The organism is Pelagibius sp., assembly GCF_965227505.1.
Lineage (GTDB): Bacteria > Pseudomonadota > Alphaproteobacteria > Kiloniellales > Kiloniellaceae > Pelagibius.
In genome coordinates this window covers 2,512,395-2,532,500 of the sequence record NZ_OZ245757.1, presented here as the reverse complement: position 1 = coordinate 2,532,500, position 20,106 = coordinate 2,512,395, and the positions used below count along the sequence as shown (strand labels likewise).

Annotated in this window: 18 protein-coding genes; 13 read left to right on the top strand and 5 right to left on the bottom strand. The window is 67.5% G+C overall.

What is annotated here, in order from left to right; all coding sequences use genetic code 11:
* Positions 1 to 4 precede the first annotated feature (4 nt).
* A complete protein-coding gene (locus ACO06P_RS12085) occupies positions 5 to 613 on the bottom strand; it encodes a TetR/AcrR family transcriptional regulator (protein WP_420345498.1) in 609 nt (202 codons plus the stop codon).
* A gap of 525 nt (positions 614 to 1,138) precedes the next feature.
* On the opposite strand from ACO06P_RS12085, the gene ACO06P_RS12080 reads away from it, so the two are divergent.
* The 6 genes from ACO06P_RS12080 to ACO06P_RS12055 all read left to right on the top strand — a co-directional run bounded on the left by ACO06P_RS12080 (position 1,139) and on the right by ACO06P_RS12055 (position 10,238).
* Positions 1,139 to 2,353 carry an RtcB family protein gene (locus ACO06P_RS12080; protein ID WP_420345497.1) on the top strand — a complete coding sequence of 405 codons (1,215 nt, stop codon included), beginning with the start codon at positions 1,139 to 1,141 and terminating at the stop codon, positions 2,351 to 2,353.
* A gap of 126 nt (positions 2,354 to 2,479) precedes the next feature.
* Positions 2,480 to 3,304: a nucleotidyltransferase domain-containing protein gene (locus ACO06P_RS12075; RefSeq protein WP_420345496.1), complete on the top strand. Its 825-nt coding sequence runs from the start codon at positions 2,480 to 2,482 to the stop codon at positions 3,302 to 3,304.
* Positions 3,304 to 4,704 (top strand): 3' terminal RNA ribose 2'-O-methyltransferase Hen1, encoded by a 1,401-nt coding sequence (locus ACO06P_RS12070; RefSeq protein ID WP_420345495.1) that lies wholly within the window; start codon positions 3,304 to 3,306, stop codon positions 4,702 to 4,704. The genes ACO06P_RS12075 and ACO06P_RS12070 overlap by 1 nt, the downstream gene beginning before the upstream one ends.
* Positions 4,701 to 7,265, top strand: coding sequence for a polynucleotide kinase-phosphatase (locus ACO06P_RS12065; RefSeq protein ID WP_420345494.1), 2,565 nt, complete (start codon positions 4,701 to 4,703; stop codon positions 7,263 to 7,265). Before ACO06P_RS12070 ends, ACO06P_RS12065 begins: the two co-directional genes overlap by 4 nt.
* A gap of 140 nt (positions 7,266 to 7,405) precedes the next feature.
* Positions 7,406 to 9,319, top strand: coding sequence for a C1 family peptidase (locus ACO06P_RS12060; RefSeq protein WP_420345493.1), 1,914 nt, complete (start codon positions 7,406 to 7,408; stop codon positions 9,317 to 9,319).
* Between the two features lie 25 nt (positions 9,320 to 9,344).
* Positions 9,345 to 10,238, top strand: a complete 894-nt coding sequence (locus ACO06P_RS12055) for a phosphotransferase (protein ID WP_420345492.1) — start codon at positions 9,345 to 9,347, stop codon at positions 10,236 to 10,238.
* A 208-nt stretch (positions 10,239 to 10,446) separates the two neighbouring features.
* Here the strand turns inward: ACO06P_RS12055 and ACO06P_RS12050 are convergent, their stop codons facing one another.
* Both ACO06P_RS12050 and ACO06P_RS12045 read right to left on the bottom strand, forming a co-directional pair.
* Complete coding sequence (locus tag ACO06P_RS12050; RefSeq protein WP_420345491.1) at positions 10,447 to 10,950, bottom strand: SRPBCC family protein; 504 nt, start codon at positions 10,948 to 10,950, stop codon at positions 10,447 to 10,449.
* Positions 10,943 to 11,314, bottom strand: a complete 372-nt coding sequence (locus ACO06P_RS12045; RefSeq protein ID WP_420345490.1) for an ArsR/SmtB family transcription factor — start codon at positions 11,312 to 11,314, stop codon at positions 10,943 to 10,945. Before ACO06P_RS12045 ends, ACO06P_RS12050 begins: the two co-directional genes overlap by 8 nt.
* A 115-nt stretch (positions 11,315 to 11,429) precedes the next feature.
* On the opposite strand from ACO06P_RS12045, the gene ACO06P_RS12040 reads away from it, so the two are divergent.
* The 7 genes from ACO06P_RS12040 to ACO06P_RS12010 all read left to right on the top strand — a co-directional run bounded on the left by ACO06P_RS12040 (position 11,430) and on the right by ACO06P_RS12010 (position 18,569).
* Positions 11,430 to 13,877, top strand: a complete 2,448-nt coding sequence (locus ACO06P_RS12040) for a GcvT family protein (RefSeq protein ID WP_420345489.1) — start codon at positions 11,430 to 11,432, stop codon at positions 13,875 to 13,877.
* 94 nt (positions 13,878 to 13,971) lie between these two features.
* Entirely contained in the window at positions 13,972 to 14,637 is a 666-nt protein-coding gene (locus ACO06P_RS12035; protein ID WP_420345488.1) for a methyltransferase family protein, read from the top strand.
* A 233-nt stretch (positions 14,638 to 14,870) separates the two neighbouring features.
* The gene (locus tag ACO06P_RS12030) at positions 14,871 to 15,479 is read left to right on the top strand and encodes a DUF2589 domain-containing protein (RefSeq protein WP_420345487.1); all 609 of its coding nucleotides are present in this window, start codon (positions 14,871 to 14,873) and stop codon (positions 15,477 to 15,479) included.
* 195 nt (positions 15,480 to 15,674) lie between these two features.
* Positions 15,675 to 16,493, top strand: a complete 819-nt coding sequence (locus tag ACO06P_RS12025; protein WP_420345486.1) for a hypothetical protein — start codon at positions 15,675 to 15,677, stop codon at positions 16,491 to 16,493.
* Between the two features lie 24 nt (positions 16,494 to 16,517).
* Complete coding sequence (locus tag ACO06P_RS12020; protein WP_420345485.1) at positions 16,518 to 17,240, top strand: DUF2589 domain-containing protein; 723 nt, start codon at positions 16,518 to 16,520, stop codon at positions 17,238 to 17,240.
* 3 nt (positions 17,241 to 17,243) lie between these two features.
* Positions 17,244 to 17,504 (top strand): hypothetical protein, encoded by a 261-nt coding sequence (locus ACO06P_RS12015; RefSeq protein ID WP_420345484.1) that lies wholly within the window; start codon positions 17,244 to 17,246, stop codon positions 17,502 to 17,504.
* A gap of 78 nt (positions 17,505 to 17,582) precedes the next feature.
* Positions 17,583 to 18,569 carry a hypothetical protein gene (locus ACO06P_RS12010; RefSeq protein ID WP_420345483.1) on the top strand — a complete coding sequence of 329 codons (987 nt, stop codon included), beginning with the start codon at positions 17,583 to 17,585 and terminating at the stop codon, positions 18,567 to 18,569.
* Positions 18,570 to 18,588: 19 nt separating this feature from the next.
* Here ACO06P_RS12010 and ACO06P_RS12005 read toward each other — a convergent pair whose 3' ends face one another.
* Together ACO06P_RS12005 and ACO06P_RS12000 are read right to left on the bottom strand one after the other, a co-directional pair.
* Positions 18,589 to 18,813, bottom strand: a complete 225-nt coding sequence (locus ACO06P_RS12005; protein WP_420345482.1) for a hypothetical protein — start codon at positions 18,811 to 18,813, stop codon at positions 18,589 to 18,591.
* A gap of 12 nt (positions 18,814 to 18,825) precedes the next feature.
* The gene (locus ACO06P_RS12000; protein WP_420345481.1) at positions 18,826 to 19,929 is read right to left on the bottom strand and encodes a hypothetical protein; all 1,104 of its coding nucleotides are present in this window, start codon (positions 19,927 to 19,929) and stop codon (positions 18,826 to 18,828) included.
* Between the last annotated feature and the right edge of the window lie 177 nt (positions 19,930 to 20,106).

Genomic DNA, 20,106 nt, shown 5'->3' with positions numbered 1-20,106 from the left:
CCTGTCAGTCCGGTTTCGCCTTCAGCCCGCGCAGGAAGTTGCGGATCAGCAGCTCGCCCATGTCGGCGGCGGTCATGCCCTCCGGCTGGTTCAGGCGCTCGGTCACGTGCAGCAGCGAGATGCCGTGCACGCCGGACCAGAGCGCCCGGCCCGCCGCATCGCGCAGCCGCTCCTCTCCCGCGGCGAAATACGGGGTCAGGCAGTCGGCCACCACGGCAAAGAGCAGCGCCACTGCCTCCTCGAACAGCGGCGGCGGCTTGCTGTCCGGGGCCGGGCGGAAGTCGAAGACCGCGAGCCAGGGCTGCGGGTGCTCGGCGGCGTAGTCGACATAGGCGCGGCCCAGGGCGACGGCCCGCTCCAGGGAATCGGTCTTGTCGGCGAGAGCCGCCATGGCAAAGGCGGCCAGTTCGCGCAGGGTGCCGGCGTTCACCTGGTAGACGATGGCGTCGATGTTCTCGAAGAGGTTATAGAGCGTGCCCGGCGAATAGCCGATGCGCTTGGCGATGGCGCGGGCGGAGACCTGGGCCACGCCCTCTTCGACCATGATCGCCCGCGCGGCCTCCACCGCCAGGGTCACCAGCTCTTCACGCGAATGATCGGAACGGCGTCCCACAGAATCTCCGGCCGAGTCGGTTTGGAAGCTCTCTCGTTAGCACAGCCGGTGAACGCCGTTCAAATTCGCATTCCTGCGTGCGCGGTCGATCTGTGCGCAGCAGCGATGCCATGAACATAAGTGTGAGTTTGCGGCCCGGTCCGGTGGGCTTCCTTGACTTCCGCAGCCGAAACGATCATAACCGTCTCCGGAATTCGCGGCACGCGACCGTGCCGCAGAGCAAAGAATCCAAAGCGGTATCAGACAAACAACAGACAGACGTACGATGAAACGGGTCCACCTCATTAATCAGACGAGCGTACAGAGCGCCAAGCCTTGGATGGCTTGTGGCGATCGTGCGTTCACTCTGTTGCGCCTGAGGGAGGGCCTGCCGGAGCTGCTGTAGAAACAGCGCCACCGGTTCAAGACACCAAGGACCCTCCCGCGGCAGAAGCCACGGGAGGGTTTTTCTTTTGCAGTGCCCGCCCCTTGGCCGGACAGGGGGAGACGTGAGGACCCGCCAGAATGAGAACGAGGAGAGAAGAGATGGCGGCATACGAGGAGTTTCAGACCGGGCGCGCCCCGGTGAAGGCCTGGGTCAAGGGCGTCCCGGTGGAGGATGCGGCGCGGCGTCAGCTTGAGAACATCGCACGCCTGCCGTTCATCCATTCCCACGTGGCGGCGATGCCCGACGTGCATCTCGGCCGCGGCGCCACCGTGGGCTCGGTGATCGCCACCAAGGGCGCCATCGTCCCGGCGGCGGTCGGCGTCGACATCGGCTGCGGCATGATGGCGATGCGGACCTCGCTCACCGCCGCGCAGCTGCCGGATTCCCTGGCGGCGCTGCGCAGCGATATCGAGCGTGCCGTGCCCCATGGCGGCATCGGCGTCAAGGGCGGCTGGAAGGACGGCATCCCCGATGCGGTGGGCAAGCGCTTCGCGGCCTCGGGCCTCGCCGCGCGGCTCGACGCCATCGAGGCCAAGCACGAGAAGATCGCGGGGGCGAACCACGTGATCCACCTCGGCACGCTTGGCACCGGCAACCACTTCATCGAGATCTGCCTCGATGAGGAGGACCGGGTCTGGGTGATGCTGCACTCCGGCAGCCGCGGCATCGGCAACCGCATCGGCAGCTACTTCATTGCCGAGGCGCGGGAAGCCCTGTTGCGGCGCGACGGGGCGGCGGCGGTGCCGGACCGCGACCTCGCCTGGTTCGAGGAGGGCGAAGCGCTCTTCGAGGACTACGTCGAGGCGGTGCATTGGGCGCAGGATTTCGCCCGCACCAACCGCGATGTGATGATGGCGCGGATCCTCATGGTTCTACGCAACCACTTCCCGGCCTTCCGGGTCGAGAAGGAAGCCGTGAACTGCCACCACAACTACGTGGCGCGGGAGCGGCACTTCGATGCGGAGGTCTGGGTCACCCGCAAGGGTGCGGTCCGGGCCGGCAAGGACGAGTTGGGGATCATCCCCGGCTCCATGGGCGCGCGCTCCTACATCGTGCGCGGCCTTGGCAATGCCGAGTCCTTCCAGTCCTGCTCCCACGGGGCGGGCCGCACCATGAGCCGGTCGGAGGCGAAGCGCCGCTTCACCCTGGCCGACCACGCCGCCGCCACCGAGGGCGTCGAGTGCCGCAAGGACCAGGGGGTCATCGACGAGACCCCCGCGGCCTACAAGGACATCGACGCCGTCATGGCTGCCCAGCGCGACCTGGTGGCGGTGGAACACACCCTGAAGCAGGTGGTCTGCGTGAAAGGGTGACACCCGGACCGGCGGCGGCGGATCGCCGGCCCGGAACGGGGCCGGCGGTTCTCACCCAGCCGCCGGCCCCGGGCTACGGAAGAAAAAGATCGAGCAGAGAGTAAGACTGGGAAAGAGGAGGAAGACATGACCGCGCTGGCCTATGCCCCCGTTGCAGCGGAGCCCCGCGCCCTGATCGCCGAGCGGCTGGATGCCATCGAGCGCGATCACGACGTGCGTCTGCTCTTCGCCATCGAGTCCGGCAGCCGCGCCTGGGGCTTCCCCTCGCCGGACAGCGACTACGACGTGCGCTTTGTCTACGTCCACCGGCCGGAGTGGTATCTCTCCATCGAGCAGCGCCGCGACGTCATCGAGCTGCCGATCGAGGGCGACCTCGACATCAACGGCTGGGATCTGCGCAAGGCCCTGGCCCTGTTGCTGAAGCCCAACCCGGTGCTGCTGGAGTGGCTGCGGTCGCCCATCGTCTACCGTGCCGACGGGGAAGCCATGGTGAAGCTGCTGGACCTGGCGGAGAAGACGGCGCACCGGCGCCCTTCGGCCTATCACTACCTGCACCTCTGCCGCGGCCAGTACCGCCGCTTCATCGAGGACCAGGACCGCGTGCAGCTGAAGAAGTACTTCTACGCCCTGCGACCGGCCCTGGCGCTGATGTGGCTGCGCCGTCACCCGGAACGCGCGCTGCCGATGAGCTTCGCCGAGCTGCGGTCCGGGCTCGACCTGCCGGCCGGCCTCTCGGACTTCCTGGACGAGATGCTGGCCCGCAAAGCGCGCAGCCGCGAGCTGGGCGAGGGTCCGCGCCTTGTGGTGCTCGACGCTCTCATTGAGGAGGAGATGGCGCGGGCCGAACGGGCCCTGCCCGGTTGCGTTCCGGTGTCGCCGGACCTGACTGCTGAGGCCGACAATCTGTTCCGGGATCTGGTCTGCGAAGACCGGAAAGGCGGGCGGGCCTGATGCTCTTGACCATTGCGACAACGCACAGGCCCGCCACGGACCTGGGATATCTGCTGCACAAGAATCCGGCGCGCTGCCACGAGAAGCCGCTTCCTTTCGGCAGAGCGGTGATGTGCTTTCCCGAGGCGGAGGAGGACCGCTGCCGCTTTGCTCTTGCCGTCGACGTCGATGCCATCGGGCTCGTGCGCAAGCCGGGGCGGGCGCCGGGTCTGCACGACCACTACGTCAACGATCGCCCTTATGCAGCCTCCTCCTTCCTCTCGGTGGCCATTGCCCGTTCGCTGAACACCGCCTTTGCCGGGCGGTCGAAGCATCGCCCGGATCTGGCGCAGGCGGCTCTGCCCCTGGAGGCGACGGTGGTTCCCCTGGCCGCGCGCGGCAGCGAAGGCATCGCGCAGCGGCTCTTCGAGCCGCTTGGCTACCGCGTCACGGTGACAAACCATCCGCTGGATCCGGCCCTGCCCGATTGGGGCGAGAGCCCTTACATCACCCTGCACCTGGAAGGCACGCTGCGCCTCAAGGAACTGCTGACGCACCTCTATGTCCTGGTCCCGGTCCTCGACAATGCCAAGCACTACTATGTTGCCGGTGACGAGGTGGAAACCCTGGTCGCCAAAGGCGAAGGCTGGCTGGAGGCCCACCCGGAGCGCGACTTTATCGTCAAGCGATCCCTGAAACGCAGGGAGAGCCTGGTCCGTGAGGCGCTGGCGCGCCTCAGCGAAACCGACGCCGAGACGGAAGCCGGCGAACCGCAGGCGCAGGATGCCCGCGAGCAGGACCTGGAAAAGCCGATCCGTCTGAACGATCAGCGCATGGCCAGGGTTGCCGAAGTTCTGGCGGCCGCCGGCGCCAAGCGGGTGATCGATTTCGGCTGCGGCCAGGGCCGCCTGCTGCGGGAGCTCATGCGGAATCGGCAGTTCGAGGAGATCGTCGGGGTCGACACCTCCATCGTCGCCCTGGAGCGGGCCGAGCAGCGTCTGAAGCTTGACCGCTTGCCGCAACGTCAGGCCGCAAGAATGAAGCTGCTGCATGGCGCTCTCACCTACCGCGACCGCCGACTGGAGGGCTACGACGCCGTGGCGCTGGTCGAGGTGATCGAGCATGTCGACCTGGACCGGCACAACGCCCTGGAGCGTGTAGTCTTCGGCGGCATGGCGCCGGGCCTGGTCGTCGTGACCACGCCGAACCGCGAGTATAATGCCCTGTTCGAGGGAATGGCGCCGGGTGCGCTGCGCCACGGCGATCACCGTTTCGAGTGGACCCGGCAAGAGTACAAGGACTGGGCCGAAGGTGTCGCCGGCCGCTTCGGCTACGAGGTTCGGTTTGACGGAATCGGTGAAACGCATTCTGAGCTTGGCGCACCGACGCAGCTCGCTGTCTTCGAGCGGAGCGCCCCGTGACCCGTATCGCCTTGCCGGATTTCTGTCTCGTGGTTCTGATCGGCCCGTCCGGGGCCGGAAAGTCCACCTTTGCCCGCAAGCACTTTCTGGAGACGGAGGTGATTTCCTCCGATGCCTGCCGGGGCATGGTGGCGGATGACGAAAACGACCAGGCGGCCACCGGGCCGGCCTTCGACCTCGTCCATTTCATCGCGGAAAAGCGCCTGCAGGGCCGCCGTCTTACCGTGATCGACGCAACCAACGTGCGCAGCGAGGACCGCGCCGAGTACGTCCGCATCGCGCGCCGGCAGCATGCCCTGCCGGTCGCTATTGTGCTCAATCCGGGGGAGGACGTCTGCCACGCCCGCAATGCGGAAAGGGCGGACCGGCAGTTCGGCCCCCATGTGGTGCGCAACCACATCCGCGCCCTGAAACGCGGCATTCGCAAGCTCCCGAAAGAAGGCTTCCGGCAGGTTCACGAGTTCCGCAGCGTCGCGGAGATGGAGGCGGCGATGGTGACCCGCCAGCCCCTGTGGACAGACAAGCGCAGCGAGGCCGGGCCCTTCGACATTATTGGCGACGTGCACGGCTGCTGCGACGAGCTGGAGGCCCTTCTGGCCCGGCTCGGTTACGACGTGCGCTTTGAGGGAGAGGGCGAGGAGCGCCGCTGCACCGTGACCCCGCCGGAGGGGCGCCGGGCCGTCTTCGTCGGCGACCTCGTTGACCGCGGACCGCGCTCGCCCGATGTCCTGCGGCTCGTCATGTCGATGATGGCCGCGGGCGACGGCTTCTGCGTCATGGGCAACCACGAGAACAAGTTTCTGCGCTGGCTGAACGGCCGCAACGTAAAGCTGACCCACGGGCTGGCGGAGACGGTGGCGCAGATGGAGGCGGAGACCGAGGGCTTCCGCGAGACGGTGCGGCGGTTTCTCGACGGGCTTCTTTCCCATCACTGGCTGGACGATGGCCGCCTGGTCGTTGCCCATGCGGGTCTGCGCCAGGACATGATCGGACGGGCTTCCGGGGCCGTGCGCTCTTTCTGCATGTATGGCGAGACGACGGGAGAAACCGACGACTTCGGCCTGCCGGTCCGCTACAACTGGGCAGCGGATTACCGGGGCGACGCGATGGTGGTCTACGGCCATACGCCGGTGCCGGAGGCTGACTGGCTGAACGGGACCATCTGCATCGATACCGGCTGTGTCTTCGGCGGCAAGCTGACGGCGCTGCGCTACCCGGAGTGTGAGCTGGTTTCCGTGCCCGCAGCGCAGACCTACTTCGCACCGGTCAGGCCGCTGGAAGGCCCTGAGGACCAGCGCAGCGCTCAGGCGATCGACGACGACATGCTGGACTTGGACGATGTTCGCGGCAAGCGGATCATCCAGACCGGTTTGCAGCGCAGCGTGACGGTCAACGAGGCGCAGGCCGCCGCGGCCCTGGAGGCGATGACCCGCTTTGCCATCAATCCGAAGTGGCTCGTCTACCTGCCGCCGACCATGTCGCCGTCCGAGACCTCCGAGGAAGACGGCATGCTGGAGCATCCGGCGGAAGCCTTTGCCTATTTCCGCAAGCAGGGCGTCGCCACCGTGGTGTGTCAGGAAAAGCACATGGGTTCCCGCGCTGTCATCGCCCTGTGCCGCTCGCCGGAAGCCGCGCAGGCCCGCTTCGGTACCGAAGGCAATGAGACCGGGGTCATCTACTCGCGCACGGGCCGCGATTTCTTTTTCGATCAGGACAAGACAGAGGCCGTGCTGGCGCGCCTGCGCTCGGCGGTCTCTTCAGCCGGGCTCTGGGCGAAGCTGAAGACGGACTGGCTGCTGCTGGATGCCGAGATCATGCCCTGGTCGGCCAAGGCGCAGTCCCTGCTGCGGCAGCAGTATGCCCCGGTGGGCGCGGCGGCCCGGCTCTCGCTGGCGGCCCAGGAATCGGTCTTCAAGACCGCAGTGTCCCGCGGCGTCGATCTGGACGGCTTCGAGGGAACCGTCTCCGAACGCGCTGGGCGGGCGGCGGACTACGCGGCAGCCTATCGTCGCTATTGCTGGCCGGTGGAGAGCCTGGACGACTATCGCATCGCTCCCTTCCACCTGCTCGCCAGCGAAGGGGCGGTTTATATGGACAAGGACCACCGCTGGCACATGGATCAACTGGAGCGGCTGACGGCAAACGGCGATCCGCTGCTGATGGCGACGGCGCACCGCTTCGTCGATCTCGGCAACACGGCGGCCGAAGCGGAGGCGACGGCCTGGTGGACGGCGCTGACCGGGGCCGGGGGCGAGGGCATGGTGGTCAAGCCGCTGGACTTCGTCGCCCGCGGGCCGCGCGGGCTGGTCCAGCCCGCGGTGAAGTGCCGCGGGAAGGAGTACCTGCGGATCATCTACGGCCCCGACTACGACGCCCCGGCCAACATCGCCAGGCTGCGCAAGCGCGGGCTTGGGCGAAAGCGCTCCCTCGCGCTGCGTGAGTTCGCCCTGGGCAAGGAGGCTTTGCACCGCTTCGTTGCACGGGCGCCGCTGCGCCGCGTGCATGAATGCGTTTTCGCGGTTCTGGCGCTCGAGAGCGAGCCGGTGGATCCCCGACTCTAGGGCAGATTCGCGGGCGGCCTCTGCAGCGCCGCGGTGTCGTAACTCCAAAGATCGCCTGCTTGGCAGATGGCCCCATTGACGCCGCGGCTTGGATGGGCGGAGACTGAACGCTTCAGCCGACACGCAACGGGGGGTGTGCCATGCCGGGCTCCGCGAACGACGAGCGCCGCGCCTTTACCGGGGTCACCAAGGATCCGCTCGACCTGCGCGACCTGATCTACGAGAGCAGCCTGCTGGAACTGCCCTTCACCCTCGATCACCGTCCCTCTGTCCCGCGGGTGCTCGACCAGGGGCGCGAGGGGGCCTGCACCGGCTTCGGCCTTGCCGCCGTGGTGAACTTCCTCCACTACAACCGCAGCGAATTCACCGAGGCCAGGCGCCGCAGGTATCGCAGCCAGAAGAACGGTGCCTCGGCGCGCATGCTCTACGAGATGGCGAAGCGCTACGACGAGTGGGAGGGCGAGAACTACGACGGCTCCTCCATCCGCGGCGCCATGAAGGGCTGGTCGCGCCACGGGGTCTGCACCTGGGGCGACTGGCCCTACGAGGCCGACGATCCCGGGCGCCTGACGCCGCAGCGCCAGCTCGCCGCCCTGAAGCACCCCCTGGGCGCCTACTACCGCGTCCGCCACCTGCACCTGAACCAGATGCAGTCGGCCCTCAACGAGGTGGGCATTCTCTACGCCAGCGCCGCCGTGCACGAGGGCTGGTACGAGGTGGACAAGCGCAGCGGGCGCATCCCCTACCGCAGCACCAAGGTCGGCGGCCATGCCTTCGCCATCGTCGGCTACGACGAACGCGGCTTCTGGGTGCAGAATTCCTGGGGTCCCACCTGGGGGCTGAAGGGCTTCTGCCACCTGGGCTACGACGACTGGCTGGAGAACGGCTACGACTGCTGGGTGGCGCGCCTGGGCGTGCCGACCGCGGCCCTGGCCGAAGAGGGCACGCGGCTGCGCGGCCGGGTTGCCGACTTCGACTACATCCCGCATGAGTCGGTGGTGCTGGAGAACATCCGCCCGCACTTCGTCAACCTCGGTAACGACGGGCGCTTCTCCTCCACCGGCCTCTACTCCAGCGACGAGCGGGAGGTCGACGAGGTGGTGCTGGAGGGCTTCAAGAAGACCTCCGCCGCCTGGGAGGGGCCTAAAAAGCTGCTGGTCTACTGCCATGGCGGGCTCAACAGCGAAAAGGCTTCCGCCGCCCGCATCGCCAGCCTCAGGCCCACCTTCCTCGCCAATCAGATCTACCCCCTGCATTTCATGTGGGAGACCGGCTTCGGCGATGCGGTTTCGGGGATCGTCGAGGACGCCTTCCGCAAGGGCCGCTTCAAGGGCTGGCGCCGCGAACTGAAGGAGCGCTTCTTCGACCTGGTGGACGAAGGGGTGGAACTGGGCGCACGCGGCCTCGGCAAGCCGGTGTGGAACCAGATGAAGCAGAACGCCGCCCTGGCCTCCGTCGATCCCGAAGGCGGCGCCCGCTATACCGCCGCGCGCATCAAGGCCTGCTTTGCCGAACTTGACGGCAAGGCGGAGCTGCATCTGGTGGGCCACAGCGCCGGCAGCATCTTCCTCGCCCACCTGATCCCGGTGCTCAAGACGCTGGACCTTTCGGTGAAGACGCTGACGCTTTATGCGCCTGCCTGTTCCACTGCGCTGTTCGAGGACACCATCCTGAAGGAACTCGGTGAGACCGTCGAACGCTGTGCGGTGTTCAATCTCACCGACGCGACCGAGCGCGACGACTCGGTCGGTCCGGTCTACCACAAGAGCCTGCTCTACCTGGTCTCGGAGGCGTTCGAGGCCCAGCGCGGCACGCCGCTCTTGGGCATGGAGGCCTTCCTGGAGGCCGGGGTGGGCGCGAAGGCGCGCCGCGCCCTCGGCAAGCCGGTCTTCGACAACGGCAAGTCTGTCGTGCGCGGATTCAACCTGCCGGCGGCCTTCAAGCCCGCGTCTGAAAGCACCACCCACGGCGGCTTCGACAACGACGAGGCGACGCTCAACGCCACCCTCAGGCTGGTAACCGGCAGGCAGCGCCTGGCGCAGCCCTTTGCCTGAAGCCTCTGTTGACTGAGATCCGCTCATGACCGCCGCAGTAGCAGAGGATGCCCTCAAGGAGCGGGTGCGCAAGCTGCCGCTCTGGTCCGGCGTCGTCGAGCCGAGGCGTCTGGAAGGCGGTATCACCAATGTCAACTTCCATGTGGTCGACGGGGATGCGGGCTATGTCGTGCGTCTCGGCGACGACATCCCGGTGCATCACGTCATGCGCTTCAACGAGGCCGCGGCCAGCCGCGCCGCCGCGGCGGCTGGGGTGTCGCCGGAGGTGATCTATGCCGAGCGCGGCGTGCTGGTGGTGCGCTTCGTCGAAGGCCGCACCCTGGGCGAGGCGGACCTGCGTACGGCAGAGATGCTGGACCGCTTTGTGCCGCTGCTGCAAAAGGTGCACTGGCAGGTGGCGCGCGCCTTCCGCGGCCCGGCGCTGACCTTCTGGCCCTTCCACGTGCTGCGTGATTACGGCCGCACGCTGGAAGAGGGCGAAAGCCGTCACCGCGCCGACCTGCCGGAGCTGCTGCAGATCACCGAGGATCTGGAGGTCGCCGTCGGAAAGATCGATCTGGTCTTCTGCCACAACGATCTGCTGCCGGGGAACATCCTCGACGACGGCGACCGGCTCTGGCTGATCGACTGGGATTACGCCGGCTTCGGATCGCCGCTCTTCGACCTTGCCAACCTGGCGACCAACTGCGGGCTCGACCGGGACCTGGAACGCCACCTGCTCGAGCGCTACTTCGAGGCACCGGCGGACGAGACGCTCTACCGCCGCTTCAGCGCCATGAAGTGCGCATCGCTGCTGCGCGAAACCCTTTGGTCCATGGTCTCAGAGATCCATTCAACCCTGGACTTCGACTATGCCGCCTACACGGCGGAAAACCGCCGGCGCTTTGAGCGCGCCTACAAGGCCTTCACGGCGCTTTAGGCGATCTGCGCTCTAACAGGCTGTCGAGAATGCGCTCGGAAGGCCTTGCCTTGCCCTTCGAGACAGCCCCCAATTGGACGTGAAAGGGGCTTCCTCAGGGTGAGGCAAGGCGTTGGAATGACTGACCTCATGCTTCGAGACGCCCCCTTGTTCCAACCGGGCTCCTCAGCATGAGGTCAGTCATCGAGCCGACTTTTTTGGCAGTCTGCTAAACGGCTTCGGCCTGCAGTTCGGCCAGCAGTTCCTCCAGCAGGTCCATGCCCGAAGCCCAGCCCTTGTCGGCGCCCGCCATCGCTTCGGCGAAGCAGGCGATCTCCGCGGCGCTGGCCTCGTGCGGGACCCAGGTCAGCCGCAGCTTCGTGCGCGCGCCGTCCTCCTCGAAGGTCACGGTGGTCAGCAGCACCCGCGGCCAGTTCTCCATCATCGGCGAGGCGACGACGTTCCACTCGGCATCGGCAGAGGAATGCAGCCAGACCAGCCGCTCGGGCGGCGTCACCTCGGTGTACTCGACCCTTTGGAAGTGCGCGTTGCCGCCCCAGCGCATCTCGACCAGCCACAGGCCGCCGGGCTTGACTTCCAGCCGGTGGATGATCGTTTCCACCTGCGGCCCGTACCAGCGCGGCAGCAGTTTCGGGTCGGTCCAGGTCTTCCACACCAGCTCCCGCGGTGCGTTGAAGACGCGCTCCAGCACATAGGTCGGCAGATCACTCACGCTCGGTCCCCCTGTTGTCGGCTTGCTTCAGTTCTTCCAGCAGGTCGTCGAGCTGATCGAAACTGGACGACCAGAACCGCTTGAACTCCTCCAGCCACTGCACGGCGGCGGCCATGGGCTCGGCCTTCAGGCGCGCCGGGCGGCGCTGCCGGTCGACCGCCCGTTCGATCAGCCCGGCCCGCTCCAGCACGCCCAGGTGCTTGGAGACGGCGGGCTGGCTCATCGCAAAGGGGGCGGCGATTTCCTTCACCGAGGCCTCGCCGGCCGCCAACTGGATCAGGATCGCCCGCCGGGTCGGGTCGGCCAGGGCAGCGAAGACCGCATCGAGTGCCTCAGGCTGATTTCCATAACCGATTTGTTCCATAACTATATAGTTATTAAAAACTTCAGGCAGAGTCAAGGCCCTGGCGTTGGGCGCCTTGCGAGGGAGCCGCCGGGCAGGGCAGACTCCCGGCGGTTTGCCGGACGGGGAGTGGGCGGTGCTGCCGAAGGACGCGAAGATCATCATCATCGGCGGCGGTATCATCGGCTGCTCGACCGCCTATCACCTGGGCAGGCTCGGCATCACCGACTGCCTGCTCCTGGAGCGGCACAAGCTCACCTCCGGCAGTACCTTTCACGCCGCCGGGCTGGTCGGCCAGCTGCGCAGTTCCGCCAACATCACCCAGCTGCTCGGCTACTCCGTCGATCTCTACGACCGCCTGGAGGCGGAGACGGGACAGGCCACCGGCTGGAAGCGCAACGGCGGCCTGCGCCTGGCCTGTAACGACGAACGCTGGACCGAGGTGAAGCGCCAGGCGACGACGGCCCATTCCTTCGGCCTGGAGATGGCGCTGCTGACACCCAGGGAGGCACAGGACCTCTGGCCGCTCATGGCCGTGGACGACGTGGTGGGCGCGGCCTTCCTGCCGAGCGACGGCCAGGCCAACCCTTCCGACATCACCCTGGCGCTGGCGAAGGGCGCCCGGCAGGCCGGCGTGACCCTGATGGAAGACACGCCGGTCACCCGGATCGTGCTGGACGACGGCGGCCGCATCGCCGGCGTGGAGACTCCGCAGGGGACAATCGCCTGCGAGAAAGTCGTCTGCTGCGCCGGGCAGTGGTCGCGGACGCTGGCCGCGACCGTCGGGGTCACGGTGCCGCTGGTTTCGGTCCAGCACCAGTACATGGTGACCGAGCCCATCGCGGGGGTGACCCGCGACCTGCCGACCCTGCGCGATCCCGACCGGCTCACCTACTACAAGGAGGAAGTGGGCGGCCTGGTGATGGGCGGCTACGAGCCCGACCCGATTCCCTGGGCGGTGGACGGCATCCCGCCGGACTTTCACTTCAGCCTGCTGGACTCCGACTTCGATCACTTCGAACCGATGATGGAACTGGCCCTCGGCCGCGTGCCCGCGCTGCAGCGCGCCGGCGTAAAGCAACTGATCAACGGACCCGAGTCCTTCACCCCCGACGGCAACTTCATTCTCGGCGAGGCGCCGGAGCTCGCGAACTTTTTCGTCGGCGCCGGCTTCAACGCCTTCGGCATCGCCTCGGGCGGCGGTGCCGGCATGGCCTTGGCGGAATGGGTCGCCAAGGGCGAGCAGCCTTTCGATCTCTGGCCGGTGGACATCCGGCGCTTTGGGCGGCCCCATGCCGATACGGACTGGGTGCGCCGGCGCACGCTGGAAGCCTACGCCAAGCACTACACCATGGCCTGGCCCCATGAGGAGCACGGCTCGGCGCGGCCCTGCCGGCGCTCGCCGCTCTATCAGATCCTGAAAGACCAGGGTGCCTGCTTCGGCGAGAAGATGGGCTGGGAGCGGCCCAACTGGTTCGCCGACCTTGCGGCGGGGGAGGTGCCGGAAGACGTCTACAGCTTCGGGCGCCAGAACTGGTTTGCGGCCGTCGCCCGCGAGCACCGGGCAACGCGCGAGGCCGCGGCGCTCTTCGACCAGAGTTCCTTCGCCAAGTTTCTGTTGCAGGGCCCGGACGCCGAGGCCGCGCTGGGCTGGATCTGCGCCAACGACGTCGCACGGCCGCCGGGCCGTGTGATCTACACCCAGATGCTGAACGACCGCGGCGGTATCGAATGCGACCTCACGGTGACGCGCCTGGCTGCCGACCGCTACTACATCGTCACCGGCACCGGCTTTGCCACCCATGACTTCCATTGGATCCGCCGCAGCATTCCGCCGGGCATGCGCGCCGAACTGCTGGACGTGACCTCGGCCTACGGTGTGCTGGCGCTGATGGGCCCGCGGGCGCGGGACATCCTGCAGGCGGTGACCTCGGCGGACGTTTCCAACGCCGCTTTTCCCTTCGCCACGGCCCAGGCCGTTCCCATCGCCGGCGCCACGGTCTGGGCGCTGCGCCTGACCTATGTCGGCGAGCTCGGCTGGGAGCTGCACGTGCCCACGGAATCCATGGTCGCTGTCTATGAGGCACTGAGGACGGTGGGTGACACTGCGGGGCTCTGCAACGCCGGTTACCGGGCCATCGAATCGCTGAGACTGGAGAAGGGCTACAGGGCCTGGGGTGCGGAGATCGGGCCGGACCACACGCCGCTGGAGGCCGGGCTGGGCTGGGCGGTGAAGTTGGGCAGGGGTTGCGACTTCCGGGGCCGCCCGGCGTTGGAGGCGCAGCGCAGCGCCGGTGTGAAGAAGCACCTCGCCGCCTTCGTGCCCGACGATCCCGCTGTGGTCCTGCTGGGGCGGGAGACCATCTACCGCAACGGTGAGCGCGCCGGCTGGCTGACCAGCGGCGGCTTCGGTCACAGTCTCGGGCAGGCGATCGGCTACGGCTACGTCCGCGCCGAGGCACCGATCGACCGGAGTTATCTGGAGGCTGGCGACTACGCCCTGGAGGTTGCCGGCGAACGGCTGCCTTGCCGCCTGCACCTCCAGCCGCTGATCGACCCGGAGATGGCCAGGGTAAAGGCCTGATCCGCAACCCTTTCCTTGTTAATTAACCATCTTCTAATGCTTCGATGGTGTGTTGCTGCTATAATCCTGCCGACAATCAAAATGGGTTCACAAAGTGGCAGAGCCGCAGATACTGGATGCCGTGCGCTGGTTCCTGGCGCTCTTCTTTCCGGGCGTCGCGCTGTTTTATGTGCTGCGCCTGACGGCGCGCCGCTCGGCCCTGGGCCACTCGGCGGTCTCCCACGGCGCCGTCGGCAGCCGGCCCTGGTTGCTGGCCAAGACCTTCGTTTTCTTCCGCACCGCCATCACCCTGGCCATGTTGGCCCGTGCGTTCTGGCCATCGCTGGATGGCTATCTGCTGGCCTGTGCCTGGCTGATGACCCCCGTTGTTGTTGTGACCGGGGTGGCGGTGATGGTGGGCGCCTTTACCGTGGTGGTGGTGCTGAACCTGACCATGGGCGATGCCTGGCGCTCCGGTCTCGCGACCGCAGGCGGTCCGCCGCCCCTGATCACCACGGGGGCCTTTGCCTGGACCCGCAACCCGATGTTCCTCGCCGTCCAGGTTGCCCAGCTCGGATTCTTCCTGGCCTTCCCCAGCGGCTTCACGCTGCTCTGTCTGGCGGTCGGCGTCGTCGTGCTGCATCTGCAGGTGCGTCTTGAAGAGGATCACCTGCTGAGCGTTCACGGCGAGGCCTACCGCGACTATGCGGCGCGGACGCCGCGCTGGTTCACGCTGCGCCACCTGCTCGTCCGCACGAAGATCCTGCCGGCCTCCGCCTGAGCGCCGTAGCCCGACTCCCCTCACCGTTCTCTGCCTCTTATTTGTCACGGCCCCTAGCGAAAACGTCGCTATGCTGTGAGAATCGTTGGTCGATTCCTCCGGAAGATTAAATCGCTGTCCGCAGGAGCGGCCCTGGGTTGTGAGCCGAGCCGTCGCGGCAGCGTCAGGGAGCCTGTTCGCCTTGCGGGCAGGGGGATGCGGTCTGCCAAAGGCTCGCCATCGGAGGGGAGACTATGGCCGTAGCAGGCGAACTTCAGGCACTACCGTTCGGGTCGTTGATCGGCGGCCCGCTCGACGCGGCGATCGAAGCGCAGGCCAAGGCGGCCGTCTCGTCGGTGAACTTCATCCGCTCCATCGGTTTCGACGAAAAGGGCGCGGTCCAGAACATCACCTTCACCGCCAAGAAGGGCAGCACGGAAACCGAGATCACGGTGCCGCTGCTGACCATCGTGCCGATCCCCTTCATCCGCATCGACGAGATGACCATCGACTTCAAGGCGAACATCACCTCCAGCAAGGAGAGCGCCGACAAGACGGTGGAGTCGACCAGCAAGAGCGCCAAGGTCAATGCCAGCGCCCGCTACCTCTTCTTCAAGGCCAGCCTGGAAGCCTCGATCTCCTCCAAGAAGGACTCGGAGTCGACCAAGAACTCCAAGTACTCGGTGGAGACCACCATCGACGTCCACGTCCATGCCGTTCAGGACGAACTGCCGGCCGGCCTCGCCAAGATGCTGAACATCCTGGCCGATACCATCCAGGCGCCGCCGCCCGTGGCCGATCAGTCCGGTGGCGGCGGTGCTGGCGGTGGCGGCGGCGCCGGGGGCGGTTCCAAGGGAAACTGATCGCGCTGGGGCCGTCCGAAACCGCCCGTCTGCCGGGCCGCCCCAGCGCTCTTGCCCGTTCCCGTCCCGTGCACACCCGCCTCTGGCGGCGGCTGTTGGACTGGCTCGGGGGATGGCACAGTGCCTGGAGCGCAGGCTAGAAGACGCTCCAGGGACGGGTAACGTCCGCATGAAGGGGAGGCGGCGTAGGCAAAGATGGCCGATCTGCAACAGATCGTCGGGGCGATCCTGAGGGATCTCGCGAAGGCGCGCTTCAGCGCCGATCTCTACTCGCGCTCGATCGCGCGCTACTACGAGAACGACTACCTTCTGCGCAAGTTTCCGGTACCGCGCGCCGACGTCGAGGAGGTGGAGATCGATCTGAAGTTCTCCATTGCCGGCGTGCCCGACAGCGAAGTGAACAACGAAAGCCAGGAAGCCAACGCCGCCGTCCTTTTCGAACGTTCGGTGGAGCGTCTGGTCGCCAGCTTTCTCGACATCGCGCGGGCGCGCAGTCAGGACGACCGGGCTTTCAACGACACCTGGTGGAAGTACCTGACGAAGGGGTTCAACTCCACCGCTCTGCGCATCGAAATGCGCCAGAAGGTGTTGCGCTACTTCATCGAGTCCTACACCCACATGATCGACGATGACGGCAACTTCGATGCCGCCCTCGTCCTGGGCGAATTGGAGCGGCCCTTTCGCTGGGCGATGGAAGCCTTCGCCAAGGAAGACTTCACCCGCGATGAAGAAGCCGAGCAGCAGATGAAGAGCGATCTGCGCGAACTGATCCTGCCCATCATCGGCGACGATGCCGTCAAGCAGGCGGTAGCGGCGATGGCCAAACCCATCAAGACCATCTGGCAGGGCAACAGCGACACCCGTCTCGAGATCATGGTCGAGGGCGGGCAGCTTTCCCAGCTGAGCGATGCGGCCCTGTCCAGCGTGAAGATCAAGGCCGTGGTGCGCAACATGGTCTGGACGGAGGTGAAGGTGGGCGACCGCACGACCCGCCACGCCCTGACGTCCGAGTAGGCGCGCGCAGAAAGGAGAGCGGCGATGTCTGACGAGACACCGGAGGAAGCGGCGGTGCCGGCACCCGCCGGAAACGGCGAGCCGCCTGGTGGGGGTGATGACGGCGGCGGTAGCAGCGGCGGCCCGTCGTCTTCCGGCGGCGACCTGCCGGACCCGCAGGGCTCCGTGCTGTCGCTGGCCCAGCTCATCGGCGCGCCGATCCATGCCCTCGTCGACGCCGAGGCGCAGTCGGCCATGGCGACGGCCCGCTTCATCCGCTCGGTGGGTTTCGTCGGCAACGGCGAGGGCATGGGCGAACTGGGCGACCTGCAGATGGCCCGTTTCAAGCGCCGCCGCAGCACGGCCGAGGGGACCGACGAAGAGGTCGAGGTGCAGATCCCGCTGCTCTCCATGCTGCCGATCCCGGCGCTGCAGATCAAAGACGCGGAACTGGACTACACCGTGAAGATCATCCAGACCGAGGCGCTGCCGCAGCGCCAGGCCGAGATCAACCAGTTGATGACCACAAAGCGCCAGGGACCACTGGGCGAGCCGCCGGCCACCCTGCGCGCCGCCTTCGCCCGCGAGCAGCGCCCCGGCGACCGCCGGTCGGTCGACATGCTCCTGAAGATGAAGCTGCGCATCGAGCAGGCCGACATGCCGGCCGGTCTTGCCCAGCTCCTGGCGCTGGCCGGGGAGTCCGCGGGGCAGAAGTCGGTGATCGACGCAGAGAGCGAAGACGATACGCGCGACGACAAGGACGACTAGGCCATGACGGCGATGCAGCCCGGTGAGATCCCCTGTCCCTCGTGCGGCCGTCCGCTGCCCCTGCCGGTTGCGGCGGTGCTGTCCGGACAGCCCATTGTCTGTGCCGGCTGCGGGCTGGAATTGACCGCCCAGCGCGAGACCTCGCGCGAGGCGCTGGACGCCCTCGGCCGCTGGTACGAGGAAACCGGCGCCGCCCGCGACATGGCCGCATCGGCTGCCGGCACCGGCGGCGAGGCTGAGGCAAGGAAGCGGCGATCGCGGTAGGTCTGAAGACGCTAGATCTGTGCGCCGCGTCTCGGGCATGCCTCCCTTGTTCGCAATCCGCTGTGAGAGACCCTGACCTTGGCCAGGTTTGAAAGCTGGTTCCGGCCCTGGCTGGACGACCCCGGGCCCTGGGACCATTGGGAGCTCGATCCTTCGGATGAAGAGACACTGGCGGCATTGCTGCGGGGGGCCGCCGGCCCGGCCCGGGTGCGCCTGGAGAACGACTTCGCCGCGGAGGCGCGGCGCTTCGGCGCCACCGCTCTGGTCGACCGCCTGGCGGCGGCGCCCCCTGATGGCGAATCCCTGTTCCGCACTGCACTAGCCCTGGCCGCGGCCGATCACTACCGGGCCCGCGTCGCCCCGCCGCGGCGCGATCCCGGGGGCAGCACCAACCCGGCGAACCGGGAGCGCTGGGCCGCCCTGCGGCCCTATCTGCTGCGACAGCTTCACGCCTGGGCGGAGGACAATGCGGCGGACTCCCTGGTCTGGCGGGCCGTCGCCGGACGGATCGCGGACGACTGGATCCCGGCGGAGCAGATCGGCCGCAGTCTCGAGCGCCAGTTGTCGGAGACCGGGCTTTTCACATCGGTCGCTGTGGAGCTGGACCTGAAGCCGCCGGTTCCCGGCGGTTCCGTCTGGTTGAGGGCCCGGACGGCGGAGACGCTGGAGCGCATCAGGGAAGCGCTCGCACAACGGCAGCCGGTTCCGGTGGAGGTATTGCGCGACCCCCTGACGGCGCCGGCCGCGGCGCAGATTCTCGTTGTCTATCGCCTGGAGGATCGGGACGACGGCTGGCTGTCCCTCACCGGTTACGACCCGGTCGCGCCCGACACGCCGCAGGGCCTGCGGCTGCAGTCTGGGCCGGACGGATTGCGGGTGCGCGAGCCGCAGGACGGTGAGGGCCGCCCGGCGGTGAAGGGCCTGCGCTGCATCGCCGCGCCGCCGGGCGAGCCGCCGCTGTTCGGCTGGCGCCGCCGGCTGCGCTGGGTTCTGCCCTGGGGGCTGTTCTGGTACCTAGGACGCCGCTGGCGGCTGTTCCGCGACCGCAAGCACGACCGGGGTTAGGTCAGGCTGGGAACCAAACTCAGCCCGCAGCCTTGGGCGGCGCTTCCTCGATCAGCAGAATCCGCACCGGCGCGATCTCCTTTTCGATATCCGGGAGCAGAGCTGTCAGTTCCGCATCCTCGATCGCCGCGGCATAGAGGCAGACGGCGTTGTCGGCGCGGCGGATACCGACCGCGTGGACGCCGCAGCGGCCGAGCAGGCGGTGCTTCAGCCGCCGCTTCGCGTCCTCCAGAGGGTCACCCATCGGCCAGGCTTCCTAGATCGGTTCGATTTCCAGGCTCTCCATCACATCATTCATCTGGTTGGCGATGCCGTAAACCCCGCTCTGCGGTCCCGCGAAGAACAGGCCGACCGCGCGGGCCGCGGCCCGGTTGACGATCAGCGATCCGCTGTCGCCGCCCAGCCCGATGGCGCTGTAGGGCGCCGTCACCTCGATGCGCAGCTGTTCGACGAACAGCGCCACGGCCGAGGGGTCGAAGGCATCCATGCCGACCAGGGCGTCGTAGGACTCGTCGGTGATCACGCCCTCGGTGTAGCCGGTCGTGCGCCCGTGTTTGCGCACCTCCATGCCCTCAACGCCGCGCTCCGCTCCGGAAATCGGTCCGATGGTGCAGACTTCCGCCTCGCTCTCGATGTCCGGCAGCATCAGACCGACGGCGGCATCGATGCGGTTCGGGGTCTGGCCGTCGATGACGATCTCCTGAAAGCGCTGCAGTGTGGCGACGCGGTCCTCTACCGATCCGCCGTCGGCGGGGCCGGGCTGCAGCAGATCGTCGCCGATGAGGGCACGGTTGGTGTCGGCGAAGACATGGTTGTTGCTGAGCGCCAGCACCTGGCCCGGATCGTCGCCGCCGCGGGTCGAGCGGCAGAAGCAGGCCAGGGTGCCGGCGGTGACGTCTTCATGGGCGACGCTGATGCCGGCGACCACAGGACGCTGGCGGGACTGCCTGGCCTCGCTGCAGCCCTCCTGCTGGGTTGCACTGCGGCGCTTCGCGGCGGGCCTGGTCGTTTTCGACGGCGGCTTTTTGACCACGGTGTTGCCCAGCGCAAAGGCGGGCGCCGTCTCGATGACGTCCGTGGCCAGGCCGTCGATGGTCTCCGGCAGGCGGTCGCGCGGTGCCAGAAGGGATGGCGGCAGTTTCTGCGCCACGTAGAAGCGCACGCAGTTCTGCCGTGTCGCCTTGCCGGCGACGATCTTCTTGCCCACGCCCACCGCATGCACGTTGGCGCCGGCGGCGGCCACCGCAGCGGAGACCCGCAGGGGACGGCGGGCGGTCACCACGCCACCCCGCAGTCCGGCGCGCAGCAGGCGCGGGCCGAAGGCTTGCTTGGCTTGCAGAAGGTCGGTGGGAATTGGCATGGCGCGTCTCCTCGTGATCGTCGATCTTCGGGCTCGGCGCTCTCTCCGACCCTATAGGTGGGGACATCGGCACGGCGGCGAAGGGCTCGCTTGTGACATTTCTGTCCTTTTCCCGTCCGGCGCAGTGCGCCACGCGCCTTTCATTGGGCCGACTGCCGCTTGCGCCCGGGTGGCGCT

What these genes read in the sequence shown, in the direction of transcription:
- ACO06P_RS12075 (WP_420345496.1), top strand. Translation starts at nt 2,480, where the DNA reads ATGACCGCGCTGGCCTATGCCCCCGTTGCAGCGGAGCCCCGCGCCCTG.
- ACO06P_RS12060 (WP_420345493.1), top strand. Translation starts at nt 7,406, where the DNA reads ATGCCGGGCTCCGCGAACGACGAGCGCCGCGCCTTTACCGGGGTCACC.
- ACO06P_RS12030 (WP_420345487.1), top strand. Translation starts at nt 14,871, where the DNA reads ATGGCCGTAGCAGGCGAACTTCAGGCACTACCGTTCGGGTCGTTGATC.
- ACO06P_RS12045 (WP_420345490.1), bottom strand. Translation starts at nt 11,314, where the DNA reads ATGGAACAAATCGGTTATGGAAATCAGCCTGAGGCACTCGATGCGGTC.
- ACO06P_RS12025 (WP_420345486.1), top strand. Translation starts at nt 15,675, where the DNA reads ATGGCCGATCTGCAACAGATCGTCGGGGCGATCCTGAGGGATCTCGCG.
- ACO06P_RS12000 (WP_420345481.1), bottom strand. Translation starts at nt 19,929, where the DNA reads ATGCCAATTCCCACCGACCTTCTGCAAGCCAAGCAAGCCTTCGGCCCG.
- ACO06P_RS12005 (WP_420345482.1), bottom strand. Translation starts at nt 18,813, where the DNA reads ATGGGTGACCCTCTGGAGGACGCGAAGCGGCGGCTGAAGCACCGCCTG.
- ACO06P_RS12055 (WP_420345492.1), top strand. Translation starts at nt 9,345, where the DNA reads ATGACCGCCGCAGTAGCAGAGGATGCCCTCAAGGAGCGGGTGCGCAAG.
- ACO06P_RS12080 (WP_420345497.1), top strand. Translation starts at nt 1,139, where the DNA reads ATGGCGGCATACGAGGAGTTTCAGACCGGGCGCGCCCCGGTGAAGGCC.
- ACO06P_RS12020 (WP_420345485.1), top strand. Translation starts at nt 16,518, where the DNA reads ATGTCTGACGAGACACCGGAGGAAGCGGCGGTGCCGGCACCCGCCGGA.
- ACO06P_RS12070 (WP_420345495.1), top strand. Translation starts at nt 3,304, where the DNA reads ATGCTCTTGACCATTGCGACAACGCACAGGCCCGCCACGGACCTGGGA.
- ACO06P_RS12015 (WP_420345484.1), top strand. Translation starts at nt 17,244, where the DNA reads ATGACGGCGATGCAGCCCGGTGAGATCCCCTGTCCCTCGTGCGGCCGT.